The sequence below is a fragment of the Microbacterium invictum genome (assembly GCF_034421375.1).
GTDB classification, from domain to species: Bacteria; Actinomycetota; Actinomycetes; order Actinomycetales; family Microbacteriaceae; genus Microbacterium; species Microbacterium invictum_A.
The window spans coordinates 2,808,085-2,827,411 of sequence record NZ_CP139779.1; the positions used below are offsets into that span (position 1 = coordinate 2,808,085).

18 protein-coding genes are annotated in these 19,327 nt (G+C 69.8%); 8 read left to right on the forward strand and 10 right to left on the reverse strand.

Annotated features, from left to right (window positions below; translation table 11 throughout):
- Positions 1 to 57: 57 nt before the first annotated feature.
- Complete coding sequence (locus T9R20_RS13510; RefSeq protein ID WP_322409827.1) at positions 58 to 849, reverse strand: SDR family NAD(P)-dependent oxidoreductase; 792 nt, start codon at positions 847 to 849, stop codon at positions 58 to 60.
- A gap of 101 nt (positions 850 to 950) precedes the next feature.
- On the opposite strand from T9R20_RS13510, the gene T9R20_RS13515 reads away from it, so the two are divergent.
- Positions 951 to 1,835, forward strand: a complete 885-nt coding sequence (locus T9R20_RS13515) for an AraC family transcriptional regulator (protein ID WP_322409828.1) — start codon at positions 951 to 953, stop codon at positions 1,833 to 1,835.
- On the opposite strand, the gene T9R20_RS13520 is transcribed toward T9R20_RS13515, so the two are convergent.
- The 4 genes from T9R20_RS13520 to T9R20_RS13535 form a co-directional block, all read right to left on the reverse strand.
- Entirely contained in the window at positions 1,824 to 2,600 is a 777-nt protein-coding gene (locus T9R20_RS13520; protein ID WP_322412184.1) for an SURF1 family protein, read from the reverse strand. The genes T9R20_RS13515 and T9R20_RS13520 overlap by 12 nt on opposite strands.
- Positions 2,601 to 2,668: 68 nt before the next feature.
- Complete coding sequence (locus tag T9R20_RS13525; protein WP_322412185.1) at positions 2,669 to 3,784, reverse strand: GuaB3 family IMP dehydrogenase-related protein; 1,116 nt, start codon at positions 3,782 to 3,784, stop codon at positions 2,669 to 2,671.
- Positions 3,785 to 3,839: 55 nt separating this feature from the next.
- A complete protein-coding gene (locus T9R20_RS13530; protein WP_322409829.1) occupies positions 3,840 to 4,118 on the reverse strand; it encodes a DUF2277 domain-containing protein in 279 nt (92 codons plus the stop codon).
- Between the two features lie 30 nt (positions 4,119 to 4,148).
- Positions 4,149 to 4,778 (reverse strand): TetR/AcrR family transcriptional regulator, encoded by a 630-nt coding sequence (locus T9R20_RS13535; RefSeq protein ID WP_322409830.1) that lies wholly within the window; start codon positions 4,776 to 4,778, stop codon positions 4,149 to 4,151.
- Positions 4,779 to 4,851: 73 nt separating this feature from the next.
- Between T9R20_RS13535 and T9R20_RS13540 the strand changes: the two genes are divergently transcribed.
- The gene (locus T9R20_RS13540) at positions 4,852 to 6,282 is read left to right on the forward strand and encodes an MFS transporter (RefSeq protein ID WP_322409831.1); all 1,431 of its coding nucleotides are present in this window, start codon (positions 4,852 to 4,854) and stop codon (positions 6,280 to 6,282) included.
- Here T9R20_RS13540 and T9R20_RS13545 read toward each other — a convergent pair.
- A complete protein-coding gene (locus tag T9R20_RS13545) occupies positions 6,257 to 6,874 on the reverse strand; it encodes a TMEM175 family protein (RefSeq protein ID WP_322409832.1) in 618 nt (205 codons plus the stop codon). The genes T9R20_RS13540 and T9R20_RS13545 overlap by 26 nt on opposite strands.
- Positions 6,875 to 6,966: 92 nt before the next feature.
- Positions 6,967 to 8,466 (reverse strand): IMP dehydrogenase, encoded by a 1,500-nt coding sequence (guaB, locus tag T9R20_RS13550; RefSeq protein ID WP_322409833.1) that lies wholly within the window; start codon positions 8,464 to 8,466, stop codon positions 6,967 to 6,969.
- A gap of 279 nt (positions 8,467 to 8,745) precedes the next feature.
- Between guaB and T9R20_RS13555 the strand changes: the two genes are divergently transcribed.
- Genes T9R20_RS13555 through T9R20_RS13570 form a run of 4 tightly spaced genes read left to right on the forward strand, consistent with a single transcriptional unit; the run spans position 8,746 to position 12,732 of the window.
- Entirely contained in the window at positions 8,746 to 9,996 is a 1,251-nt protein-coding gene (locus tag T9R20_RS13555; RefSeq protein ID WP_322412186.1) for a branched-chain amino acid ABC transporter permease, read from the forward strand.
- 9 nt (positions 9,997 to 10,005) lie between these two features.
- Positions 10,006 to 10,986: a branched-chain amino acid ABC transporter permease gene (locus T9R20_RS13560; protein ID WP_322409834.1), complete on the forward strand. Its 981-nt coding sequence runs from the start codon at positions 10,006 to 10,008 to the stop codon at positions 10,984 to 10,986.
- 13 nt (positions 10,987 to 10,999) lie between these two features.
- On the forward strand, positions 11,000 to 11,977 hold the full coding sequence (locus T9R20_RS13565; protein WP_322412187.1) for an ABC transporter ATP-binding protein: 978 nt from the start codon (positions 11,000 to 11,002) through the stop codon (positions 11,975 to 11,977).
- On the forward strand, positions 11,974 to 12,732 hold the full coding sequence (locus T9R20_RS13570) for an ABC transporter ATP-binding protein (RefSeq protein ID WP_322409835.1): 759 nt from the start codon (positions 11,974 to 11,976) through the stop codon (positions 12,730 to 12,732). The genes T9R20_RS13565 and T9R20_RS13570 overlap by 4 nt, the downstream gene beginning before the upstream one ends.
- 682 nt (positions 12,733 to 13,414) lie before the next feature.
- Here the strand turns inward: T9R20_RS13570 and T9R20_RS13575 are convergent.
- Positions 13,415 to 14,707 (reverse strand): ABC transporter substrate-binding protein, encoded by a 1,293-nt coding sequence (locus T9R20_RS13575; RefSeq protein ID WP_322409836.1) that lies wholly within the window; start codon positions 14,705 to 14,707, stop codon positions 13,415 to 13,417.
- 186 nt (positions 14,708 to 14,893) lie between these two features.
- Here T9R20_RS13575 and T9R20_RS13580 point away from each other — a divergent pair, with 186 nt between their 5' ends.
- Positions 14,894 to 15,643 (forward strand): SDR family oxidoreductase, encoded by a 750-nt coding sequence (locus T9R20_RS13580; RefSeq protein ID WP_322409837.1) that lies wholly within the window; start codon positions 14,894 to 14,896, stop codon positions 15,641 to 15,643.
- Between the two features lie 4 nt (positions 15,644 to 15,647).
- Here T9R20_RS13580 and rarD read toward each other — a convergent pair whose 3' ends face one another.
- Positions 15,648 to 16,601 carry an EamA family transporter RarD gene (gene rarD, locus T9R20_RS13585; RefSeq protein WP_322409838.1) on the reverse strand — a complete coding sequence of 318 codons (954 nt, stop codon included), beginning with the start codon at positions 16,599 to 16,601 and terminating at the stop codon, positions 15,648 to 15,650.
- Positions 16,602 to 16,732: 131 nt separating this feature from the next.
- Positions 16,733 to 17,041 carry a co-chaperone GroES gene (gene groES / locus T9R20_RS13590; RefSeq protein WP_322409839.1) on the reverse strand — a complete coding sequence of 103 codons (309 nt, stop codon included), beginning with the start codon at positions 17,039 to 17,041 and terminating at the stop codon, positions 16,733 to 16,735.
- A 316-nt stretch (positions 17,042 to 17,357) separates the two neighbouring features.
- On the opposite strand from groES, the gene T9R20_RS13595 reads away from it, so the two are divergent.
- The gene (locus T9R20_RS13595) at positions 17,358 to 19,322 is read left to right on the forward strand and encodes an Hsp70 family protein (RefSeq protein ID WP_322409840.1); all 1,965 of its coding nucleotides are present in this window, start codon (positions 17,358 to 17,360) and stop codon (positions 19,320 to 19,322) included.
- The last annotated feature ends 5 nt before the right edge of the window (positions 19,323 to 19,327 follow it).

Sequence of the window (19,327 nt, forward strand, 5' to 3'; positions counted from 1 at the left end):
CCGGCGCCCGAGACCCGATTCCGGATGTCTCGGCGCCGAACCAGGTGCGGCGCCGGGTCAGACCCGCGCGGCGACGATGCCGCCGTCGACGTCGATCGTCGCGCCGTGGACGTACGCCGCCTCGTCCGAGGCGAGGTAGCGCACCGCGAAGGCGATGTCGACCGGTCGCCCGGGCTTCCCGGCCGGGGCTCCGGCAGTCATCGCGTCGAGGATCGCGACGGCGTCCGCGTTGCCGGGGGTGAGGGTGGCGCCGGGGGCCACCGCATTCACCCGCACGCCGGACGGCCCGTACTCCGCCGCCCACGCGATGGTGAGGTGGTCGAGGGCCGCTTTGGTCGCGGGGTAGAGGGCCACGCCCGGGGTCCCCACATTCGCCATCCACGAGGTGATGTTCACGATGACCCCGACGCCTCGTTCCGCCATGGCCGGCGCGAGGGCTCCGACGAGATCGTGCGGGACGCGGATGTTCGTCGCCAGGAGCGCCGTGACATCCTCATCGGGCAGGTCGGCCGTCGGTCCGGTGGGGAAGATCCCCGCGTTGTTGACCAGGATGTCCACACGGCCGCCGACCACATCGGTGGCCCGCTCGGCGAACGCCCGCGCGGCGGCGGGGCTTTCGGCGAGATCGCCGATGACGACGCTCGCGCGTCCGCCGCGTTCGGCGATCGCCGCCGCGACGCGGTCGGCACGCTCGGCACTGCGGCCGTGGACGACGACATGGGCGCCTGAAGCGGCGAGGACGTGGGCGATCGCCTCGCCGATGCCGCTTGAGGATCCGGTCACGATCGCCGTGCGGCCGGCGAGACGATCGTCATGAGAAAGGACGGGAAGGGAGGAAGAAGATGTCATGCCTCCACACTCCCTCTCCGCGACGCGAAGACCTTGACCTGTCGCATCGCGACCTTGACGGAAAACGTCAGGAGGGCGGCGCGCTGAGGTTGGATGGACACATGGATGCCCGGACGACGGCGGCTCTGGACCGCGCAGCCGAGAAGACCCGCCGTCACATCGGCACCCCTCGCCGTGCGGAGACGCTCGGGCTCACGCTCGGACGGACGACCGCTCCGACGCCGATGCTGTTCGTGCGCTACCCGCCCTGCCTCGCGATGGTGCTCCACGGACGCAAGCACTCCCTCGACGCCGATTCCGGGGGCCTGGACTGGGGACCGGAGAGCTTCCTCATCACTCCGGTCAAGCTGCCCGTCATCGCCCGGGTTGTCGAGACCGGCGCGGACGGCGACTTCGTCTCGCTGAACTGGCGCCTCGACCCGGCGATCGTCGCCGAGGTCGCCGGCCAGCTTCCGCGACCTCGGCCCGGGTCAGAGGCGACGCCCCGGCGCCTCGGGACGACGACGGCGGAGATCGCCGACGCCGTCGACCGGCTCGTCGGGCTGCTCGACACCCCGGAGGACGCACCGGTGCTGCTCCCCCTGGTGAGCCGGGAACTGATCCTCCGCCTGCTGCAGAGCGATCAGGCACCCCGCGTGCACGCGGCGGCGGAGCACGCCCGCGCCGACACGGTCAGCACGGTGATCGATCACTTCACCGCCGATCTCGCCCGCCCGTGGACGATCGACGACGCCGCGGCCCTGTGTCACATCAGCCCCGCCACGCTGACGCGGAGGTTCCGCGACATCACGGGTCTGACACCCATGCGCTACCTCAAGCGCCTCCGCCTCGGCGAGGCGCGACGTGCGATGCTCACCGACGGGTGGACGGCGACGCAGGCGGCGACCTCCGTCGGGTACCTCAGCGCCGCGCACTTCTCGCGCGATTACCGCGCGGCCTACCGGCTCCCGCCCGCCAGGGACGCGCAGCGGGCATCAGTCGGATGACGCGGCGCGGGCGTCCTCGAGGTCTTCGACCTCTTTCTCCCACGCGTCCCTGGCCAGGCGATACCAGAGGTAGAACGCGAAGCCGGCGAAGATGACCCACTCGGCGGCGTAGAAGATGTTCAGCCAGTTCACCGCCGACCCCGCCTCCGGCGGCGCCGACACGATCTCGTCGAGACCCCCCTGGGGCACCTCGGCGACGATGTACGAGCGGTAGACCTCGAGCCCCGCCGTGTCGCTCCACCGCGACAGAAGAGCCGCCGGCGACATCCGGGTCAGGGTCTGCGGGTCGGCGCCCGACGGCGGCGGCACCGCCCCCTCGTCGGAGATCAGCCGTCCCTCGATCGCCATCGGGGCGCTCCCCGCCGCGGCGTCGGCGTTCAATCGCTCGGCGGCCGCGTCCGCGGCATCCTGTGTCGGCGCCCATCCCACCGCGACGGCGATCGAGGTGGGCGGGGCGGTGTCGGAGATGCGCAGCTGGCCGGTCACCCAGTACCCCTCGACCCCCTCGTTGAACCGGGAGGCGACGATGATGAAGTCGCCCGGCACCCACGTACCGGTCACGCTCACGCGCTGTCCGACGAAGGGTTCGGGCAGGTACTCGCCGGGTTCGCTCACGTCGGCCAGGGGCCGCACCTCTTCGGTCGCACCCGGTGGAAGGGGCGCGGTGTCGATCGCGCGGCCGAGCTGCCACTGGCCGAGCCAGGCGAACAGGCCCGCGACGACGAGCGACAGCGCGAGGAGCGCGATCCACTGCGGCCGGACCATCACCTCGCGGAGGGTCGGCGGGAACTCCTGCGGCGGAGCCGGCGGCGGCAGTGGGGCGGGCTGGGTCATCACTGCGGGTAGGGCGCGACGACGACCTCGACGCGCTGGAACTCCTTGAGGTCGGAGTAGCCGGTGGTCGCCATGGACTTCCTCAGCGCCCCGATGAGGTTCGCGGTGCCGTCGGCCACCGGGGCGGGGCCGTAGAGGATCGACTCGAGGGTGGTGACCTGGTCGACTTTGACCCGGCGCCCGCGCGGGAGCTTGGCGTGGTGGGCCTCGGGGCCCCAGTGGAAGCCGCCGCCGGGGGCGTCGGTGGCCCGGGCGAGCGCAACGCCGAGCATGACCGCGTCGGCGCCCATCGCGAGGGCCTTGACGATGTCGCCAGACGTGCCGACCCCGCCGTCGGCGATGACGTGCACGTACCGGCCGCCCGACTCGTCGAGGTAGTCGCGGCGGGCCCCGGCGACGTCGGCGACCGCCGTCGCCATCGGCGCGTGGATGCCGAGGGTGGCCCGCGTGGTCGAGGCCGCTCCCCCGCCGAAGCCGACGAGCACGCCCGCGGCGCCGGTGCGCATGAGGTGGAGGGCCGCGGTGTAGGTCGCCGCCCCGCCGACGATCACCGGAACGTCGAGGTCGTAGATGAACTTCTTGAGGTTCAGCGGCTCGGCGACGCTCGACACGTGCTCGGCCGAGACGGTCGTACCCCGGATCACGAAGAGATCGACCCCCGCCGCGACCACGGTCTCGTAGAGGTCCGCCGTGCGCTGCGGGGTGAGGGCGCCGGCGACGGTGACGCCGCCCGCACGGATCTCGGCGAGCCGGTCGCGGACGAGCTCGGGCTTGATCGGCTCGGAGTACAGCTCCTGCATGCGCCGGGTGGCGGCGGCATCGGGGAGGCTCGCGATCTCGGCGAGGAGCGGCTCGGGGTCGTCGTACCGGGTCCACAGGCCTTCGAGATCGAGCACGCCGAGGCCGCCGAGCTGGCCGAGCATGATCGCCGTCCGGGGACTCACGACGGAATCCATCGGGGCGCCCAGGACCGGGATGTCGAACTGGTAGGCGTCGATCGACCACGCCGTCGAGACGTCCTCGGGGTTCCTCGTGCGCCGGGAGGGCACGACGGCGATGTCGTCGAACGTGTAGGCGCGGCGAGCGCGCTTGGCGCGGCCGATCTCCATCTCCATGGTCACCGTCCCAGCCTACCCGCCGGGTCTGACGGGGCCGCGGGGGCTGCCCGGCTCAGGCGACCTGGTACCGGCCCGAGGCCACCGCGCGGGCGCGGGCCTTGGCCGCCTCCTCGTCGCGGTTCTTCGGCGGGGCGGTGGTCACGAGGTCATCGAGCAGGTGCTGGGTGACGTGGGCGATCTCGGCGACGGCGCGATCGAAGGCCTCCTGGTTGGCCTTCGACGGTTTCGTCGTCCCGGCGATCTTCCGCACGTACTGGAGGGCGGCGGCGTGCACCTCGTCCGACGAGGCGGCGGGCTCGAAGTTGTGGAGGGTGTGGATGTTCCGACACATGCGAGCGAGGATACGCCCGCCCCGCTCCGGTCACCAGGGTTCGTCGGCGCGGGGGGCGACGTCGAGGATCTGCGGGAGCTTGGAGGGGAAGCACGTCTGCATCAGCTCCGCGATCCGCGCGTCGGTGTCGTAGTCGTCGACCAGTCGCATCCCGATCATGACGTTGATGAGCATCCCCTGCGCGAGGAAGGTGCTCGCCTCGTCGGCCGAGAACCCGACCTCTTCCCGGAAGAACTGCCACACGTCGGCGAAGATCGTGCGGGCGGCGGGCCCGATGACCGGATGACTGCCGAGCAGCCACGCGTGCGAGAGGGTCTGGTGCAGCCCCCGCACGCTCACCAGCTGGATGTAGGCGTCGCCGATCCGCTGCGGGAGTTCGCGATCGGATGCCTGGTCGGCGAGGGCGTCACGGAACGCGGCCATCAGGGCATCGGATGACGCGGCGAGCGCGGCGAGGAACAGGCTCTCCTTCGACCCGAACAGCCGCACCACGTAGGGCTGGCTGACGCCGGCCGCGCGCGCGACATCGTCGGTCGTCGTTCCCTCGTACCCGCGCGCCCCGAAGATCGCGATGGCCGCGGCGACGATCTGCTCGCGGCGCTCGTCCGAGCTCATCCGGCGCGCCGGAACGGGTGACGTCTTCGTCGAAGGGGAAACCATGTTGACATGTTATCAGTCGATTACTACATTGTCCTTCAGTAAGTAATCATCCGATTACAACCAAGGAGTCCCGATGTCCCGTCGACCTTTCGCGCTCGTCCTCGCCGCGGCATCCCTGCCGATGTTCATGGCGACCCTCGACAACCTCGTCATGACCAACGCCCTTCCCGTGCTGAGCCGCGAAATGGGGGCGAGCGTGGAGGAGCTGCAGTGGTTCGTCAACGCCTACACGCTCGTGTTCGCCAGCGCGATCCTCGTCGCCGCGGCTCTCGGCGACCGCTTCGGCCGCCGGACCGTCTTCGCCATCGGCATCGGCGTGTTCGGGCTCGGCTCGGTCCTGGCCGCCCTCAGCACCGACCCCGGGCAGCTGATCGTCGCCCGGGCGATCCAGGGGCTCGGCGGGGCCGCGGTGCTGCCGCTCTCGCTCGCGCTCCTCAGCGGAGCGGTCGCGCCCGCACGCCGACCGCTCGCGATCGGCATCTGGGGCGGGGTCTCGGGGCTCGGGGTCGCGGTCGGTCCGCTCGTGGGCGGGGCGATCATGGAGGGCTGGTCGTGGCAGGCGATCTTCTGGATCAACGTTCCGGTCGCCCTCGTCGCTATCCCCCTCGCCCTCCTCGTGCTGCCGAACGACCGCGGCGCGCGGGAGCGCATCGACCTGTGGGGCGCGCTCCTGGCCGCCGCCGGGGTGCTCGCTCTCGTCCACGCGATCGTGCGGGCGAACGACGACGGGTGGGACACGATCGGAGTCATCGGCGAACTCGCCCTCGGCGGCATCCTTCTCCTCGCGTTCGTCCTCTGGCAGGCTCGGTCGGCCGCGCCCCTCATCCCGCTCCGGCTCTTCCGCGACCGGTCGTTCTCGGTGACGAACCTCGTCGGATTCGCGTTCAGCTTCGGCACGTTCGGCGCGGTGTTCCTGCTGATCCAGTTCCTGCAGGTCGAACAGGGCTCGACCCCGCTCGAGGCCGCGCTGCAGACGACGCCGTGGACCCTCGCCCCGATGATCGTCGCGCCGATCGCCGGGTTCATCGCGCCCCGTGTCGGCACGCGCCTGTTGCTCGTCAGCGGCCTCGCGCTGCAGGGCGGTGCGCTGGCGTGGATCGCCGCGGTGATGTCATCCGATGTGGCGTACGCGACGCTCGTGGCGCCCTTCATCATGGCGGGGGTGGGGATGGGACTCGTCTTCGCCCCGTCGGCGACGGCGCTGCTGGCGACCCTCGGGCTCGTCGACCACGCCAAGGCGTCGGGGGTCAACTCCACCGTGCGCGAGCTCGGGGTCGCGCTCGGCACGGCGGTCATGACCGCGGTCTTCGTCGGCGCAGGCGGCGCCTTGGTGCCCGGCGAATACGTCGCGGCCGCGCGGCCGGCGATCCTCCTGGGCGCCGCGGTGCTGGGGGTTGCGACGCTGGCGGCCCTGTTCCTCCCCGCCGGGCGCAGCGAGACCGCGTCCAGCGCGGTGAAGATCGACGACGAGACCGAGGTCAGCGTCCCCGCAGCAGTCGGGTGAGCGGCCCGTCGAGGATGAACAGCAGGAAGGCCGCCGAGCCGACCCACGGCGAGACGATCACCACGACGACCGAGATGATCACGGCGCTGAGAGCGCCGCGGCCGTAGGCGCGGGCATCGGCCTCGGGAAGATCGGGCATGAGGTCGGCGCGCCGGCGCACCGCCCACGACCACTGAAGCCAGCTGGTGAGGATCGCCAGGAAGAACGTGATCGGCATGAGCACGCGCCCCGCTGTGTATGTCGAGTACTCGGTGGTCAGGCCCGTGGCGAAGGGGACGACGACGATGAAGAGCAGCCGGACGTTGTTCAGCCAGATCATGACGCCGTCGGCCCGGACGATCCACTCGAACTGCTCGACGTGGGTCATCCACAGCAGGCACAGCAGCAGGAAGCTGAGGGCGAAGTTGAAGAACTGGGGGCCCATGGCCGCGAGGGCGCCCCACATCTCGTCGTTGCTCTCGATCGTGCCGAACGCGTGGGTGGTGAGATCGAGCACCAGCAGTGTCGCGGCGATGGCGAACACCCCGTCGGTGAAGGCCGCCAGGCGCGTCGCGCCGACCGTTGCCGCGGGGTGGGACCGGGTCCTGATCACCCCGCCAGGGTAGCGGCGGCCACCGGCAGGGGCGAGCGCGCGGCGGCGAGGCCATCGGGCGATTCTGTGGCGGGGCGTACGCCCGGGCAGGCTCAGCGCTTGTAGTTCGGCGCCTCCACGACGATCTGGACGTCGTGGGGGTGCGACTCCTTGAGCCCCGCGGGAGTGATCCGCACGAACTTGCCTTTGGCCTTGAGCTCGTCGATGGTGCGCGCGCCGACGTAGAACATCGACTGGCGCAGGCCCCCGACCAGCTGATACGCCACCGCCGACACCGGGCCGCGGTAGGGCACCTGCCCCTCGATGCCTTCGGGGATGAGCTTGTCGTCGGTGGGCACGTCGGCCTGGAAGTAGCGGTCTTTGGAGTAGGACGTCTTCTTGCCCCGTGTCTGCAGCGCACCGAGCGACCCCATGCCGCGGTACTGCTTGAACTGCTTGCCGCTCTGGAAGACGATCTCGCCCGGCGACTCGTCGGTGCCCGCAAGGAGCGACCCGAGCATGACGGTGTCGGCGCCGGCGACGAGGGCCTTGGCGATATCGCCCGAGTACTGCAGGCCGCCGTCGGCGATGATGGGCACGCCCGCTGCGCGGGCGGCGAGGGATGCCTCGTAGATCGCGGTCACCTGCGGCACGCCCACCCCGGCGACGACCCGCGTGGTGCAGATCGAGCCCGGCCCCACGCCGACCTTCACGGCGTCCACGCCGGCGTCGATGAGCGCCTGCGCGCCCTCTCGCGTCGCGACGTTGCCGCCGATGACGTCGACGCCCGCGAACGAGGGGTCGGCCTTGAGGCGGCGCACGATGTCGATGACCCCGGCCGACTGGCCGTTGGCGGTGTCGACGACCAGCACGTCCACACCCTTGTCGCGCAGCGCCTCGGCGCGCTGCCACGCGTCGCCGAAGAACCCGATGGCGGCGCCGACCCGGAGGCGACCCTGCTCGTCCTTGGTGGCGAGGGGGTACTTCTCGCTCTTGTCGAAGTCCTTGATGGTGATGAGGCCGGCGAGCGTGCCGTCGTCATCGATGAGCGGCAGCTTCTCCACCCGGTGCTTGGCGAAGAGCGCGATGACCTCGTTCGCCCCGATGCCGACCCGCCCGGTGACGAGACCCTCGGTGGTCATCACGTCCTTCACCAGGGTCGTCTGGCGCTCGAAACCCGACACGAAGCGCATGTCGCGGTTGGTGACGATGCCGACCAGGTGCCCCTCGGTGTCGATGACCGGCAGGCCCGAGATGCGGTACTTCGCGCACAGCGCGTCGACCTCTTCGATCGTGGTGTCGGGGGTGGTGGTGATGGGGTCGGAGATCATCCCCGACTCGCTCCGCTTCACCCGGTCCACCATGGCCGCCTGCTCCTCGATGGAGAGATTGCGATGGATGATGCCGATCCCGCCCTCGCGCGCGATGGCGATCGCCATGCGGGCCTCGGTGACGGTGTCCATCGCGCTCGAGAGGAGCGGGGTCGCGACCGTGATCCGCCGCGTCACGCGTGAGGAGGTGTCCGCCTCGCTCGGGATGACATCGGTGTGGCCGGGAAGCAGCAGCACGTCGTCATACGTGAGACCGACGAAGCCGAAGGGATCGTTTTCCATGGGGGCTCCTGCGCGAGAGGGGGTGTGCTGATTCTAAACGCGAGAGGCCGTGGCCTATTCCGACCGATCGGTCACTTATGCTCGACCCGCACGCTTTACACATGCCAAGTCGGTTCGTAGGTGAAACACGCCCGACACATTACGCTCATACCGTTCATCAATGCCGATGCACCCCGATGTCGGTATTGGCGCCGGACTGGAGGATCTGTGAGTCCCACCATCGCTGCGGCTCAGCGGACGAGACGCAGGGCGGTCCCCGCGATCATCGCCCTGTTCCTGATGCTCATGGGCATCTTCGTGTCATCCGTGCCCGCTTTCGCCACCGACGCGGAGAATCCCTACCGCATCAGCGGAAACGTCCAGCTCGACGGCGAACCCCTCGAGGGTGTGCGGCTCGTCATCGACGGGCCCGGCGGTGAGCAGGAGGTCGAGACCGACGCGAACGGCCAGTGGCGTGTGGGGGTCCCCGAGCGAGGAGAGACCTACACCGTCACCCTCGACGAGGAGACCCTGCCCGAGGGCATCGCCGTGGTCGACCCCGAGGACGACTCCCCCAACATCAAGGAAGTCGAGATGGGGCAGGGCGGCCGCGCGACGGTCAACTTCTTCATCGGCGAGGGCGAGCGCAACGTCACCGGCTTCTTCGACCAGTTCGTCCAGCGCATCATCCAGGGGCTGAGTTTCGGACTCATGCTGGCGCTTGCGGCCATCGGCCTCTCGCTGGTTTACGGCACCACCGGCATCTCGAACTTCGCGCACGGCGAGATGGTCACGTTCGGTGCGGTGATCGCGGCCGCGCTCGTGGGGCCTGCGAGCCTCGCCCTCCCGTGGTGGCTCGGCTTCCCCGTCGCCGTGGTGCTCAGCGCCGTCCTCGGCCTCGTGATGGACATGGCGCTCTGGCGACCGCTGCGGCGAAGGCGCGTGGGCATCGTGCAGCTGATGATCGTCTCGATCGGTCTGTCGCTCGCGATGCGCTACACGTTCCAGTTCTTCATCGGCGGTGGCACGATCCAGCTGCCGGGCTCCAACGCCCCGCGGATCCCGCTCTTCGGCACCGTGGAGCTCAGCGTCATCGACCTCGCGTCCCTGGCCATCTGCATCGTCGTCATCGTCGCCTTCGCGCTGTGGCTGACCCGGTCGCGGATCGGCAAGGCGACCCGGGCGATCTCGGACAATCCGTCGCTGGCAGCGGCATCCGGAATCGACGTGGACTTCGTCGTCCGCATCGTCTGGATCCTCGCCGGCGCCCTCGCCGGCCTCGCCGGCATCCTGTACGCGTATTACCGTCCCGGCATCCGCTGGGACATGGGAGCGCAGATTCTGTTGCTGATGTTCGCCGCGGTGATCCTCGGCGGCCTCGGCACCGCGTACGGCGCGCTCGTCGGCGCGATCATCGTCGGCATCGTCGTCGAGGTCTCGAGCCTGTGGATCCCGTCCGACCTCAAGTACGCCAGCGCGCTGTTCATCCTCATCGTGATCCTGCTCTTCCGACCACAGGGAATCCTGGGCCGGCGAGAGAGAATAGGTTAGGGCCCGGCAATGGACTGGCTGCAGATCCTCTCAAACTCCGCCTCCTCGATCCTGAGTCCGGCGACCATCGGCTACGCGCTCGCAGCGCTCGGTCTCGCGGTGCACTTCGGGTACACCGGCCTCATCAACATGGGTATCGCCGGGTTCATGGCGATCGGGGCATACGGCTACGCGATCGGCGTGCTCACCTTCGGACTCGAGTGGTGGCTCGCCGCGCTCCTCGGTCTCGTCGCGTCGGCCGTCTTCGCCGTCATCCTGGGTATACCGACCCTGCGCCTGCGCGGTGACTATCTGGCGATCGTCACCATCGCTGCGGCCGAGGTGGTGCGACTGCTCTTCCTCACCACCGCCTTCGACGAGGTCACCGGCTCGGCCGACGGGCTCAGCGGATATCACACGAGCTTCCGTGGTGCGAACCCCATCCCCGACGGCACCTACGGGTTCGGACCCTTCACCTACAACGAGACCCAGTGGTGGGTGCGGATCATGGGCCTGCTGACCCTGGCCTTCGCCGTGCTGGTGGTGTGGATGCTCACGCGCAGCCCCTGGGGCCGCACGATCAAGGGCATCCGCGAGGACGAGGACGCCGTGCGTGCGCTCGGCAAGAACGTGTTCTCGTACAAGATGCAGTCCCTGGTGCTCGGCGGTGTGCTCGCCGCGGCCGGCGGCATCGTGTACGCCCTGCCGTCGGCGGTCAGCCCCGGCGTGTACGTGACCTCGCTGACGTTCTTCGTGTGGACGGCGCTCCTGCTGGGCGGCGCGGCGACCGTGTTCGGCCCGCTCCTCGGATCGCTGATCTTCTGGGTGCTCCAGACGTTCCTCTCCAACGTCCTCCCGGCGCTGGTGTCGGCGGGCATCCTTCCCTTCATGACCCAGATCCAGGCGGGGACGCTGCGCTTCATCATCGTGGGCGTCGCGCTCATGCTCCTCGTGATCTTCATGCCGCAGGGCATCCTCGGCAACAAGAAGGAGCTGACCTTTGTCCGATAACACCTCCGATCCCATGGCCGCCCCGACGCCGCGCGCGAAGACCACCGGTCTTCACGTCGGCGAGGTCAAGCCCGGGGTGGCCAAGGTCGATCCGATCCTCGTCGCCGACGGCGTGCAGCGCTCGTTCGGCGGTGTCAACGCCGTCGACGTCGATCACCTCGAGATCCCGCGCGGCGCCATCACGGCGCTCATCGGTCCCAACGGCGCCGGCAAGACCACCCTGTTCAACCTGCTGACCGGCTTCGACAAGCCCAACGCGGGTACCTGGAGCTACGAGGGGAAGGACCTCTCCGGCATCCCGGCCTACCGTGTCTCGCGGATGGGGCTCGTCCGCACCTTCCAGCTGACCAAGGCCCTCGGGCTCCTCACCGTCATGGAGAACATGAAGCTCGGTGCGACCGGGCAGCGCGGGGAGAAGTTCTGGGCCTCGCTGTTCCCGCCCCTGTGGCGCAAGCAGGATGCCGAGATCGAGAAGCGCGCCGAGGTGCTGCTGAAGAAGTTCAAGCTCGACGCCAAGTCGGCCGACTTCGCCGCGAGCCTCTCGGGCGGGCAGCGGAAGCTCCTCGAGATGGCGCGCGCCCTCATGACCGAGCCGACGCTGGTCATGCTCGACGAGCCGATGGCCGGCGTGAACCCGGCGCTGACCCAGTCGCTCCTCGACCACATCCTCGACCTCAAGGACGAGGGGATGACGGTGCTCTTCGTCGAGCACGACATGCACATGGTCCGTCACATCGCGGACTGGGTGGTCGTCATGGCCGAGGGCCGCATCGTCGCCGAAGGCGACCCGACATCCGTCATGCAGAACCCCGCGGTCATCGATGCCTATCTCGGAGCGCACCAGGAGCTCGATCTCGGTGTCGTCACAGGCCGCATTCCCGTCGTCGAGGCGGATGCGGGGACGGATGCCGCGGCCTCGGCGTCGTTCAGCGCGCAGACGCTCGTCGACGAGGGCCTGGCCGAGGAAGAGCAGCAGGAGGAGCACAAGTGAGCACCCCGACCGAGACCGGCGCGACCACGTCCACCGGAACGCCCGTCGTCTTCGTCGACGATGTCCACGCCGGGTACCTTCCCGGCGTGAACATCCTGAATGGATGCTCGCTGGTCGCCCATCAGGGCGAGCTCATCGGCATCATCGGGCCGAACGGCGCGGGCAAGTCCACGCTGCTGAAGGCCATCTTCGGGCAGGTGAACGTCCGCCAGGGCACCGTCACGCTCGAGGGCGACGACATCACGGGTCTCAAGGCCAACAAGCTCGTCGCGCGTGGGGTCGGCTTCATCCCGCAGACGAACAACGTCTTCCCCAGCCTCACCATCGAAGAGAACCTGCAGATGGGGCTCTATCAGCGTCCGAGCGCCTACAAGGAGCGCTTGGAGTTCGTCACCGGCATCTTCTCCGAGCTCGGCAAGCGGCTCAAGCAGCGCGCCGGGTCGCTCTCGGGCGGTGAGCGCCAGATGGTGGCGATGAGCCGCGCGCTGATGATGAACCCCAAGGTGCTTCTCCTCGACGAGCCGTCGGCGGGCCTGTCGCCCGTGAGGCAGGACGAGGCGTTCATCCGCGTCTCCGAGATCAACAAGGCCGGCGTGACCTGCATCATGGTGGAGCAGAACGCACGCCGCTGCCTGCAGATCTGCGACCGCGGATACGTCCTCGACCAGGGACGCGACGCCTACACGGGCACCGGACGCGAACTGCTGAACGACCCCAAGGTCACCGAGCTCTACCTCGGCACGCTCGGCGCCTGACGCGGGTCGCTGCCGCGCGCCTGCGCCAGATCTGCCCCACGCGCTGCGCCTGCTGGCGCCACGCAACCACCTGCCTGCCTGCCGGCGCCACGCGCCTACCCCCGTGCCTGCCGGCGCCACACCCCCACCCCCGCGCCTGCCGGCGCCACGCGCCCACCCCCGCGCCTGCCGGCGCCACACCCCCACCCCCGCGCCTGATCGAGGGGGCGCATATGGTCGGGTTGAGGCGGCCCGAGGTCACCATTCGCGCCACCTTCACACCTGCGCTGCACCCGCGTTCGCCGACGCCGTCGCCGTCGCCCTGATCGAGGGGGTGCATATGGTCAGGTTGCGGCACCCAAGGTCACCATTCGCGCCACCTTCCTGCGGGCGTTCGCATTGAGGTGGCGCATATGGTCGGGTAGAAGCGCCCGAGCCGACCAATGGCGCCACCTCCCTGCAGCGGGCGGAGCGAGGTGGCGCAACTGGTCGCGCCGAGGCGACGAAGTCGACCATCTGCGCCACACCCAACGCCTCTACCCAGTCCTCCTCGCTGCGCGGACGAGTGCGCCCCCGTCCGCATCGCGTCCACCCCCGCGCGCAGCGTGTGCACCCCTGCACGCGACGCGTGCACACTCGCGCGCAAACGGACACGGGCCCCGGAGTCGAAGACTCCGGGGCCCGTTGCGATCCTCAGGCTGGATCAGCCCTCGTACGCCGAGTAGGTGTTGTCCTCGCCGTACTGGTAGATGCCGATCGACGCCTCGGTCGGGTCGCCGACCTCGTCGAAGGTGATCGGGCCGGAGATGCCGTCGTAGTCGGCCGTGCCGCCACCGAGGATGATGTCGGCGCACTCCGCGTAGCTGGTGCACTTCTCGCCATCACCGTCGCCACCCGAGACCGTGATGAGGTTCTCGGCGATCGCTGCGGAGTCGGTCGAACCCGCCGCGAGCGACGCGAGCGCCAGCAGCACGACCGCGTCGAACGACTCGGCGGCGTAGCTGTACTCGGTCAGCTCGGGAAGGCCCTCGGCCGCGACCCACTCGTCGAGCGAGGCGGTGAAGTCACCGATCGAGTCGATCGAGAGACCCGGCAGGGTGCCCTTCGCGCCGGTCAGCGCACCGGGCTCGAGGCCGTCGTCGCTGAAGTCCGACAGGTTGCCGTCGACGAAGTACAGCTTGTCGGCGGGGAACGAGCCCAGCAGGCCCGGGAGGATCGTCGTGACCTCTTCGAACGTGATCAGGGCGATCGCGTCGGGGTCGGCGGCGAGCACCTCGGAGATCTGCGCGTCGAAGTTCGTGTCACCGGTGTTGTACGTCGGTGCCGCCACGACCTCGCCGCCGGCCGCCTCGAACGCCTCGGTGACGTAGCCGGCGAGGCCGGTGCCGTACGAGTCGTTCAGGACGATCATGCCGAGCGTCTGGTTGCCGTCCTCGGCGATGAGGTTGCCGAGCACCTCGCCCTGGAGCACGTCCGACGGAGCGGTGCGGAAGTACAGACCGTTGTCGTCGTACGACGTGAATGCGTCGGAGGTGTTGGCCGGCGAGAACTGGATGACGCCTGCGCCCACGACCTGGTCGATGAACTGCAGCGAGGTGCCCGACGAGGCCGCACCGATGATGGCCGCGACGTCTTCACCGAGCAGACGCGGGATCTCGGTCTCATAGGCCTTGTTGTCGGTGTCGCCAGAGTCGCCGTAGACGACGTCGATCGAGAGCCCGGTCTCGTCCGAGACCTCGTTGATCTGCGATGCGGCGTAGCCGACACCGGCTTCTTCCGGCGGGCCGAGGAAGGCGAGGTTACCGGTCTGCGGCAGCGCGGTACCGATCTTCAGGGCGAGTTCCTCGCCGGGTGCCGCGGCCGAGGGCTCGGCGCTGCTGTCGCCGCCGGTGTCTCCGCCGCCGCCGGAACATCCGGCGAGGACGAGGGCGCTGGCGCCTGCGAGCGCGACGGCACCGAGGATGGTGCGCTTGCGCGAGCGAGTGAAGACGCTCATGTTGCTCCTTGCTGTGTAAGGGTGCGAAACGGCTCGGGAAAGCCGCTTCCAGTGGGACAAACCTAATCGCGATCCCGTCTCGACAATGTTGCCGTTCGTTAACGATCTGTAACGCTTGAGAGCGCTCCTGGCCGCACAGTGCAAGAAGCAAGCGCGGAACGCGTATCAGGGTGCAGGATGACACCCGTGGCACGCATCACGGTCATCGGCGGCACCGGGCTTATCGGACGCAAGGTCGTCGCGCGGCTGCGCACCGCCGGGCACGACGTCCGCGCCGCATCCCCTTCCACAGGCGTCGACCTCGTCACGGGAGCGGGGCTGGACGCCGCCCTCGCCGGCTCATCCGTCGTCATCGATGTGTCCAAACCGCGCACCTACGACCCTGACGCGGTCTGGCGGCACTTCGACCTGGCGACGCGCACTCTCGTCGCCGCGGAGGCGCGGGCGGGCGTCATCCATCATGTCGCTCTGTCGGCGGTCGGCACCGAGCGCGTTCCGCAGCCGATCCCGTTCTATCGGGCGAAGGCGCACGGCGAGGCCATCCTCCGCGAAGAGAGTGCGCCGTTCTCGGTCGTGCGGGCGACGCAGTTCTTCGAGTTCGGAGCGCAGATCGGCGCGCAGGCGCGCGCGGGCGGAACGGATGCCGCGCGCGTCGCCGACGCGGACGTGCAGCCGATCGCGGGTGACGACGTCGCCGCGGTGCTCGCGGGTCTGGTGGATCAGTCGCCGACCCGCGACGCCGCCGAGATCGCCGGCCCGGAGGTGATGACGCTGGCGGACTTCGTCTCGCGGTGCCTCGCCGCGACAGGGGACGCGCGACCCGTCCTGGCCGATCCCGAAGCCCAGTACTTCGGCGCGCTGATCGACCGGAGCGAGCTGCTCCCCGCCGAGGGCGCCTGGCTCGCCCCCACCCGACTGGCCGACTGGCTCGGCTGAGAGCTCAGGTCACGGCGCCGACATCCGACACCCCGCGGCGGGCGTGACGGATCGAATCGACCGTCAGCACGACGAGGGCGATCCAGACCAGGCTGAACCCGATCCACCGCTCGAGCGGCATCGGCTCCCCCAGCAGGAACGCACCGGTGAGGAACTGCAGGATCGGCGCCAGGAACTGCAGCAGTCCGATGAGGCTGAGCGGCACGCGCCGGGCACCGGCGGCGAAGAAGAGGAGCGGTGTGGCGGTCACGACACCCGCCATCAAGAGCAGCACCGCGTGCCCCACGCCCGCCGTTCCCCACGTGATGCCCGAGGTGAGGCCGACGCTCACGAGAACGGCGATCGCGACAGGGGTGAGCCACAGGGTCTCGAGCGTCAGACCGCTCACGGCGTCGACCGCGGGGCCGATCTGCTTCTTCACCAGCCCGTAGAGCCCGAACGAGAACGCCAGCGACAGCGCGATCCAGGGGAAGGCGCCGTAGCCCACGGCGATCACGATGCACGCGACGGCCGCGATCGCGAGGGCGACCCACTGGGTGATGCGCAGGCGCTCGCGCAGCACGACGACGCCGAGCAGCACTGTGACGATGGGGTTGATGAAGTAGCCGAGGCTCGTCTCGATCACGTGGCCGGTGAGGGCGGCGATGAGGAAGACCTGCCAGTTGATGTAGATGAGGATGCCGGCGACCGCCGTCCACAGCAGCAGCCGCCGGGTGCGGAGGATGACGAGGAACTTGCCCCAGCCCCGCGTGATCGCGAGAAGCAGGACGCAGAAGACCAGCGACAGCAGGATGCGCCAGGCGACGACCTCGAAGGCGCCCGTCGGCTCGAGCAGCAGGAAGTAGAGAGGCAGAAAGCCCCAGATGAGGTAGGCGGCGAGGGCGTACACCGCGCCGAGGGTGCGCTCGCGCGTCGGATCCGAGGTGGTGGTGCTTCTCTCGGTCGTCTCGCGCGTCACCGGCTCAGCCTACGCGCGAGGCGGAGGATGTTCGCCGGGCCGATCGGAGATCTGTGGCTTGCCCGGCGCGCGAAACGGGGGCCGGATGCCTGAGCATCCGACCCCCGTGGAGCGGTGTCGCTGGAGCGAACTCAGCGGACGACGACCGCCAGCACGTCGCGAGCGGAGAGGACGAGGAACTCGTCCGCGCCGAACTTGACCTCGGTGCCGCCGTACTTGGAGTAGATCACGCGGTCGCCGACGGCGACGTCGAGCGGGACGCGGTTGCCGTTGTCGTCGATGCGACCGGGGCCGACGGCCACGACCTCGCCCTCCTGGGGCTTCTCCTTGGCGGTGTCGGGGATGACCAGACCGCTCGAGGTGGTCTGCTCGGCCTCGACCTGCTTGATGACGATGCGGTCCTCGAGCGGCTTGATGGAAACCTGAGTGGAAACCGTCACGGTCTACCTCTTCTTTCTTGAGATGAAGACTGGTTAGCACCCACACCTTGAGAGTGCTAATCCAGTGTAGGCAAATCGCTGGCACTCATGCAACGTGAGTGCCAGATTCGGACCGCGAACAGTAGCAGTTCCTGACGATCGGGGAAACGGTCGCCCGACTGCCCTACTAATGGTCCAGCGTGGTGTGTATCATCCGAAGTAGGACGCCGCTCTCGATGTCGAGACCACTCGATGCGGAGTAACGCGGCTGATGAGTCGGATTGGGGCTGGAACCTGGGGAGGTTCCGGGATCGACTCTGTTGGGGGAGATGAGAACTTGGCTACTGGGGCTACGTATTTTCTGGGGATCGACGTCGGAACGACGCGGATCGCTGCGGCAACGGCGCGTACCGCGCCGGACGGCAGCATCGTCGCGGCACCGTTCCCGCTCGGTCGCCGCAACGACAGCGCCGCCACGGTGGTGTTCGTCGCCGATGACGGCGAACTGCTGATCGGCGACGCCGCCGAGCGGCGCGGCATCACGCAGCCCGACCGGCTCGTGCGCGAGTTCAAACGCAGCATCGGCGACGATGTGCCGGTGGTCGCCGGCGGACGGTCGATCCCGGCCGAGAAGCTCTGGGCGCACACGGTGTCGGCGGTCGTCGACGCGGTCGTCGAGCGCGAGGGCTCCCGCCCCGCCGCGGTGATGCTCACCCACCCCACCGCGTGGGGCCCGCACCGCATCGGCCTGATCCTCTCGGCGCTCGACAAGCTCGGCGTCAAGGACGTCCACCTCATCACCGAGCCCGAGGCGGCCGCCCGTCACTACGAGTCGGGCCGCACGATGGAGCCCGGTCAGGCGCTCGCCGTCTACGACCTCGGCGGCGGCACCTTCGACTCCGTCGTCCTGCGCAAGAGCGCCGACGGCTCGTTCGCCCCGGTCGGAATCCCCGTCGGCATCGACAATCTCGGCGGCGCCGACTTCGACGACGCCGTGTTCCGTCACGTGCTGCGCTCCTCGGGTGTCGCCGAGACCGACCTCGACGACACCGACCCCGACATCCGTCTCGCGCTGGCGCAGCTGCGCCGGGAGTGCGTCGAGGCCAAAGAAGCGCTGTCGTTCGACTCCGACGTCACCGTGCCCGTGCTGCTCCCCTCAGGAGCGACGAGCGTGCGGCTGACGCGCCAGGAGTTCGAGGAGATGATCGACGGCTCGATCGAGCGCACGATCGACACCCTCGAAGACGGACTGGACTCGGCGGGGCTCGAGCCCGACGCGCTCGAGAGCATCCTCCTCATCGGCGGCTCGTCGCGCATCCCGCTCGTGGCCGAGCGCCTGTCCGAGCGACTCGACCGGCCGATCGCGATCGACGCCGACCCGAAGTCCTCCATCGCCCTCGGCGCCGCCCGCGCCCTCGTGCCGGTCACCGCGGATGAGTCGGTCGCGACGCTCGCGCTGGTCCCGGTCGGCGCCGCTGCTGCCGGCGCGTTGGCGACGACGGATGCCGCGGCTGCCGCCACGACCGATCTCGCCGTGTTCGACCCGGCGGGTCCTGCGGAGCGGAAGGCTGCGCGCCGCTGGTACCAGCGCGTGCCCGCCGTCGCGGCCGCGGGGGCCGGTGCCCTCGTCATCGCGACCGGGCTGGTCTTCGCCAGCGCCGGGGGCCTCGGCGCCGGCACGTTCGACGCCGCCGCCAGCACCGAGAACCTGCGCGAGTGGGTGGACGTGGAACTCACGCCGTCGCCGGCCGCCGCGGACGAGTTGCAGACGTCCGACCCGATCGCCGCGGCCCAGGAGCCGGCGGCTCCGCAGGCGAGGCAGGACCGGAGCTCGACCGAGAACAAGCCGAAGGCGACCAACGCCCGCAAGCAGGCGGCTGAGCGGAACGCCGCCGTGCGCCCGCCCGAGCAGCCGAAGCCTGCCGCGAGCCAGTCGGCGACCTCGGGGAAGCCGTCGTCGTCGCAGCCGACGCAGCCGAGTGGTGGCGGGACGGGTTCGAACACCCCCGCGCCGGGAACCAGCACCCCGGCGCCGGGGACCTCCACGCCGGCACCGGACCCGACCACGACCACCCCGGCTCCGGACCCGACCACGACCACCCCGGCGCCGGACCCGACCACGACCACCCCGGCTCCGGACCCGACCACGACCACGCCGGCGCCGGACCCGACCACGACCACGCCGGCGCCGGACCCGACCACGACCACCCCGGCTCCGGACCCGACGACTCCCGCGAGCGAACCGCCGGCGAGCGAACCGCCGGCGAGCGAACCGCCCGCTGACACGACCCCCGCCCCGTAAGCGGT

Coding starts and splice junctions, on each gene's coding strand:
- T9R20_RS13565 (WP_322412187.1), top strand. CDS start 11,000: ATGGCCGCCCCGACGCCGCGCGCGAAGACCACCGGTCTTCACGTCGGC.
- T9R20_RS13555 (WP_322412186.1), top strand. CDS start 8,746: ATGCTCATGGGCATCTTCGTGTCATCCGTGCCCGCTTTCGCCACCGAC.
- T9R20_RS13510 (WP_322409827.1), bottom strand. CDS start 849: ATGACATCTTCTTCCTCCCTTCCCGTCCTTTCTCATGACGATCGTCTC.
- T9R20_RS13575 (WP_322409836.1), bottom strand. CDS start 14,707: ATGAGCGTCTTCACTCGCTCGCGCAAGCGCACCATCCTCGGTGCCGTC.
- T9R20_RS13515 (WP_322409828.1), top strand. CDS start 951: ATGGATGCCCGGACGACGGCGGCTCTGGACCGCGCAGCCGAGAAGACC.
- guaB (WP_322409833.1), bottom strand. CDS start 8,466: ATGGAAAACGATCCCTTCGGCTTCGTCGGTCTCACGTATGACGACGTG.
- T9R20_RS13525 (WP_322412185.1), bottom strand. CDS start 3,784: ATGGAGATGGAGATCGGCCGCGCCAAGCGCGCTCGCCGCGCCTACACG.
- T9R20_RS13530 (WP_322409829.1), bottom strand. CDS start 4,118: ATGTGTCGGAACATCCACACCCTCCACAACTTCGAGCCCGCCGCCTCG.
- T9R20_RS13535 (WP_322409830.1), bottom strand. CDS start 4,778: ATGGTTTCCCCTTCGACGAAGACGTCACCCGTTCCGGCGCGCCGGATG.
- T9R20_RS13520 (WP_322412184.1), bottom strand. CDS start 2,600: ATGGTCCGGCCGCAGTGGATCGCGCTCCTCGCGCTGTCGCTCGTCGTC.
- T9R20_RS13560 (WP_322409834.1), top strand. CDS start 10,006: ATGGACTGGCTGCAGATCCTCTCAAACTCCGCCTCCTCGATCCTGAGT.
- T9R20_RS13540 (WP_322409831.1), top strand. CDS start 4,852: ATGTCCCGTCGACCTTTCGCGCTCGTCCTCGCCGCGGCATCCCTGCCG.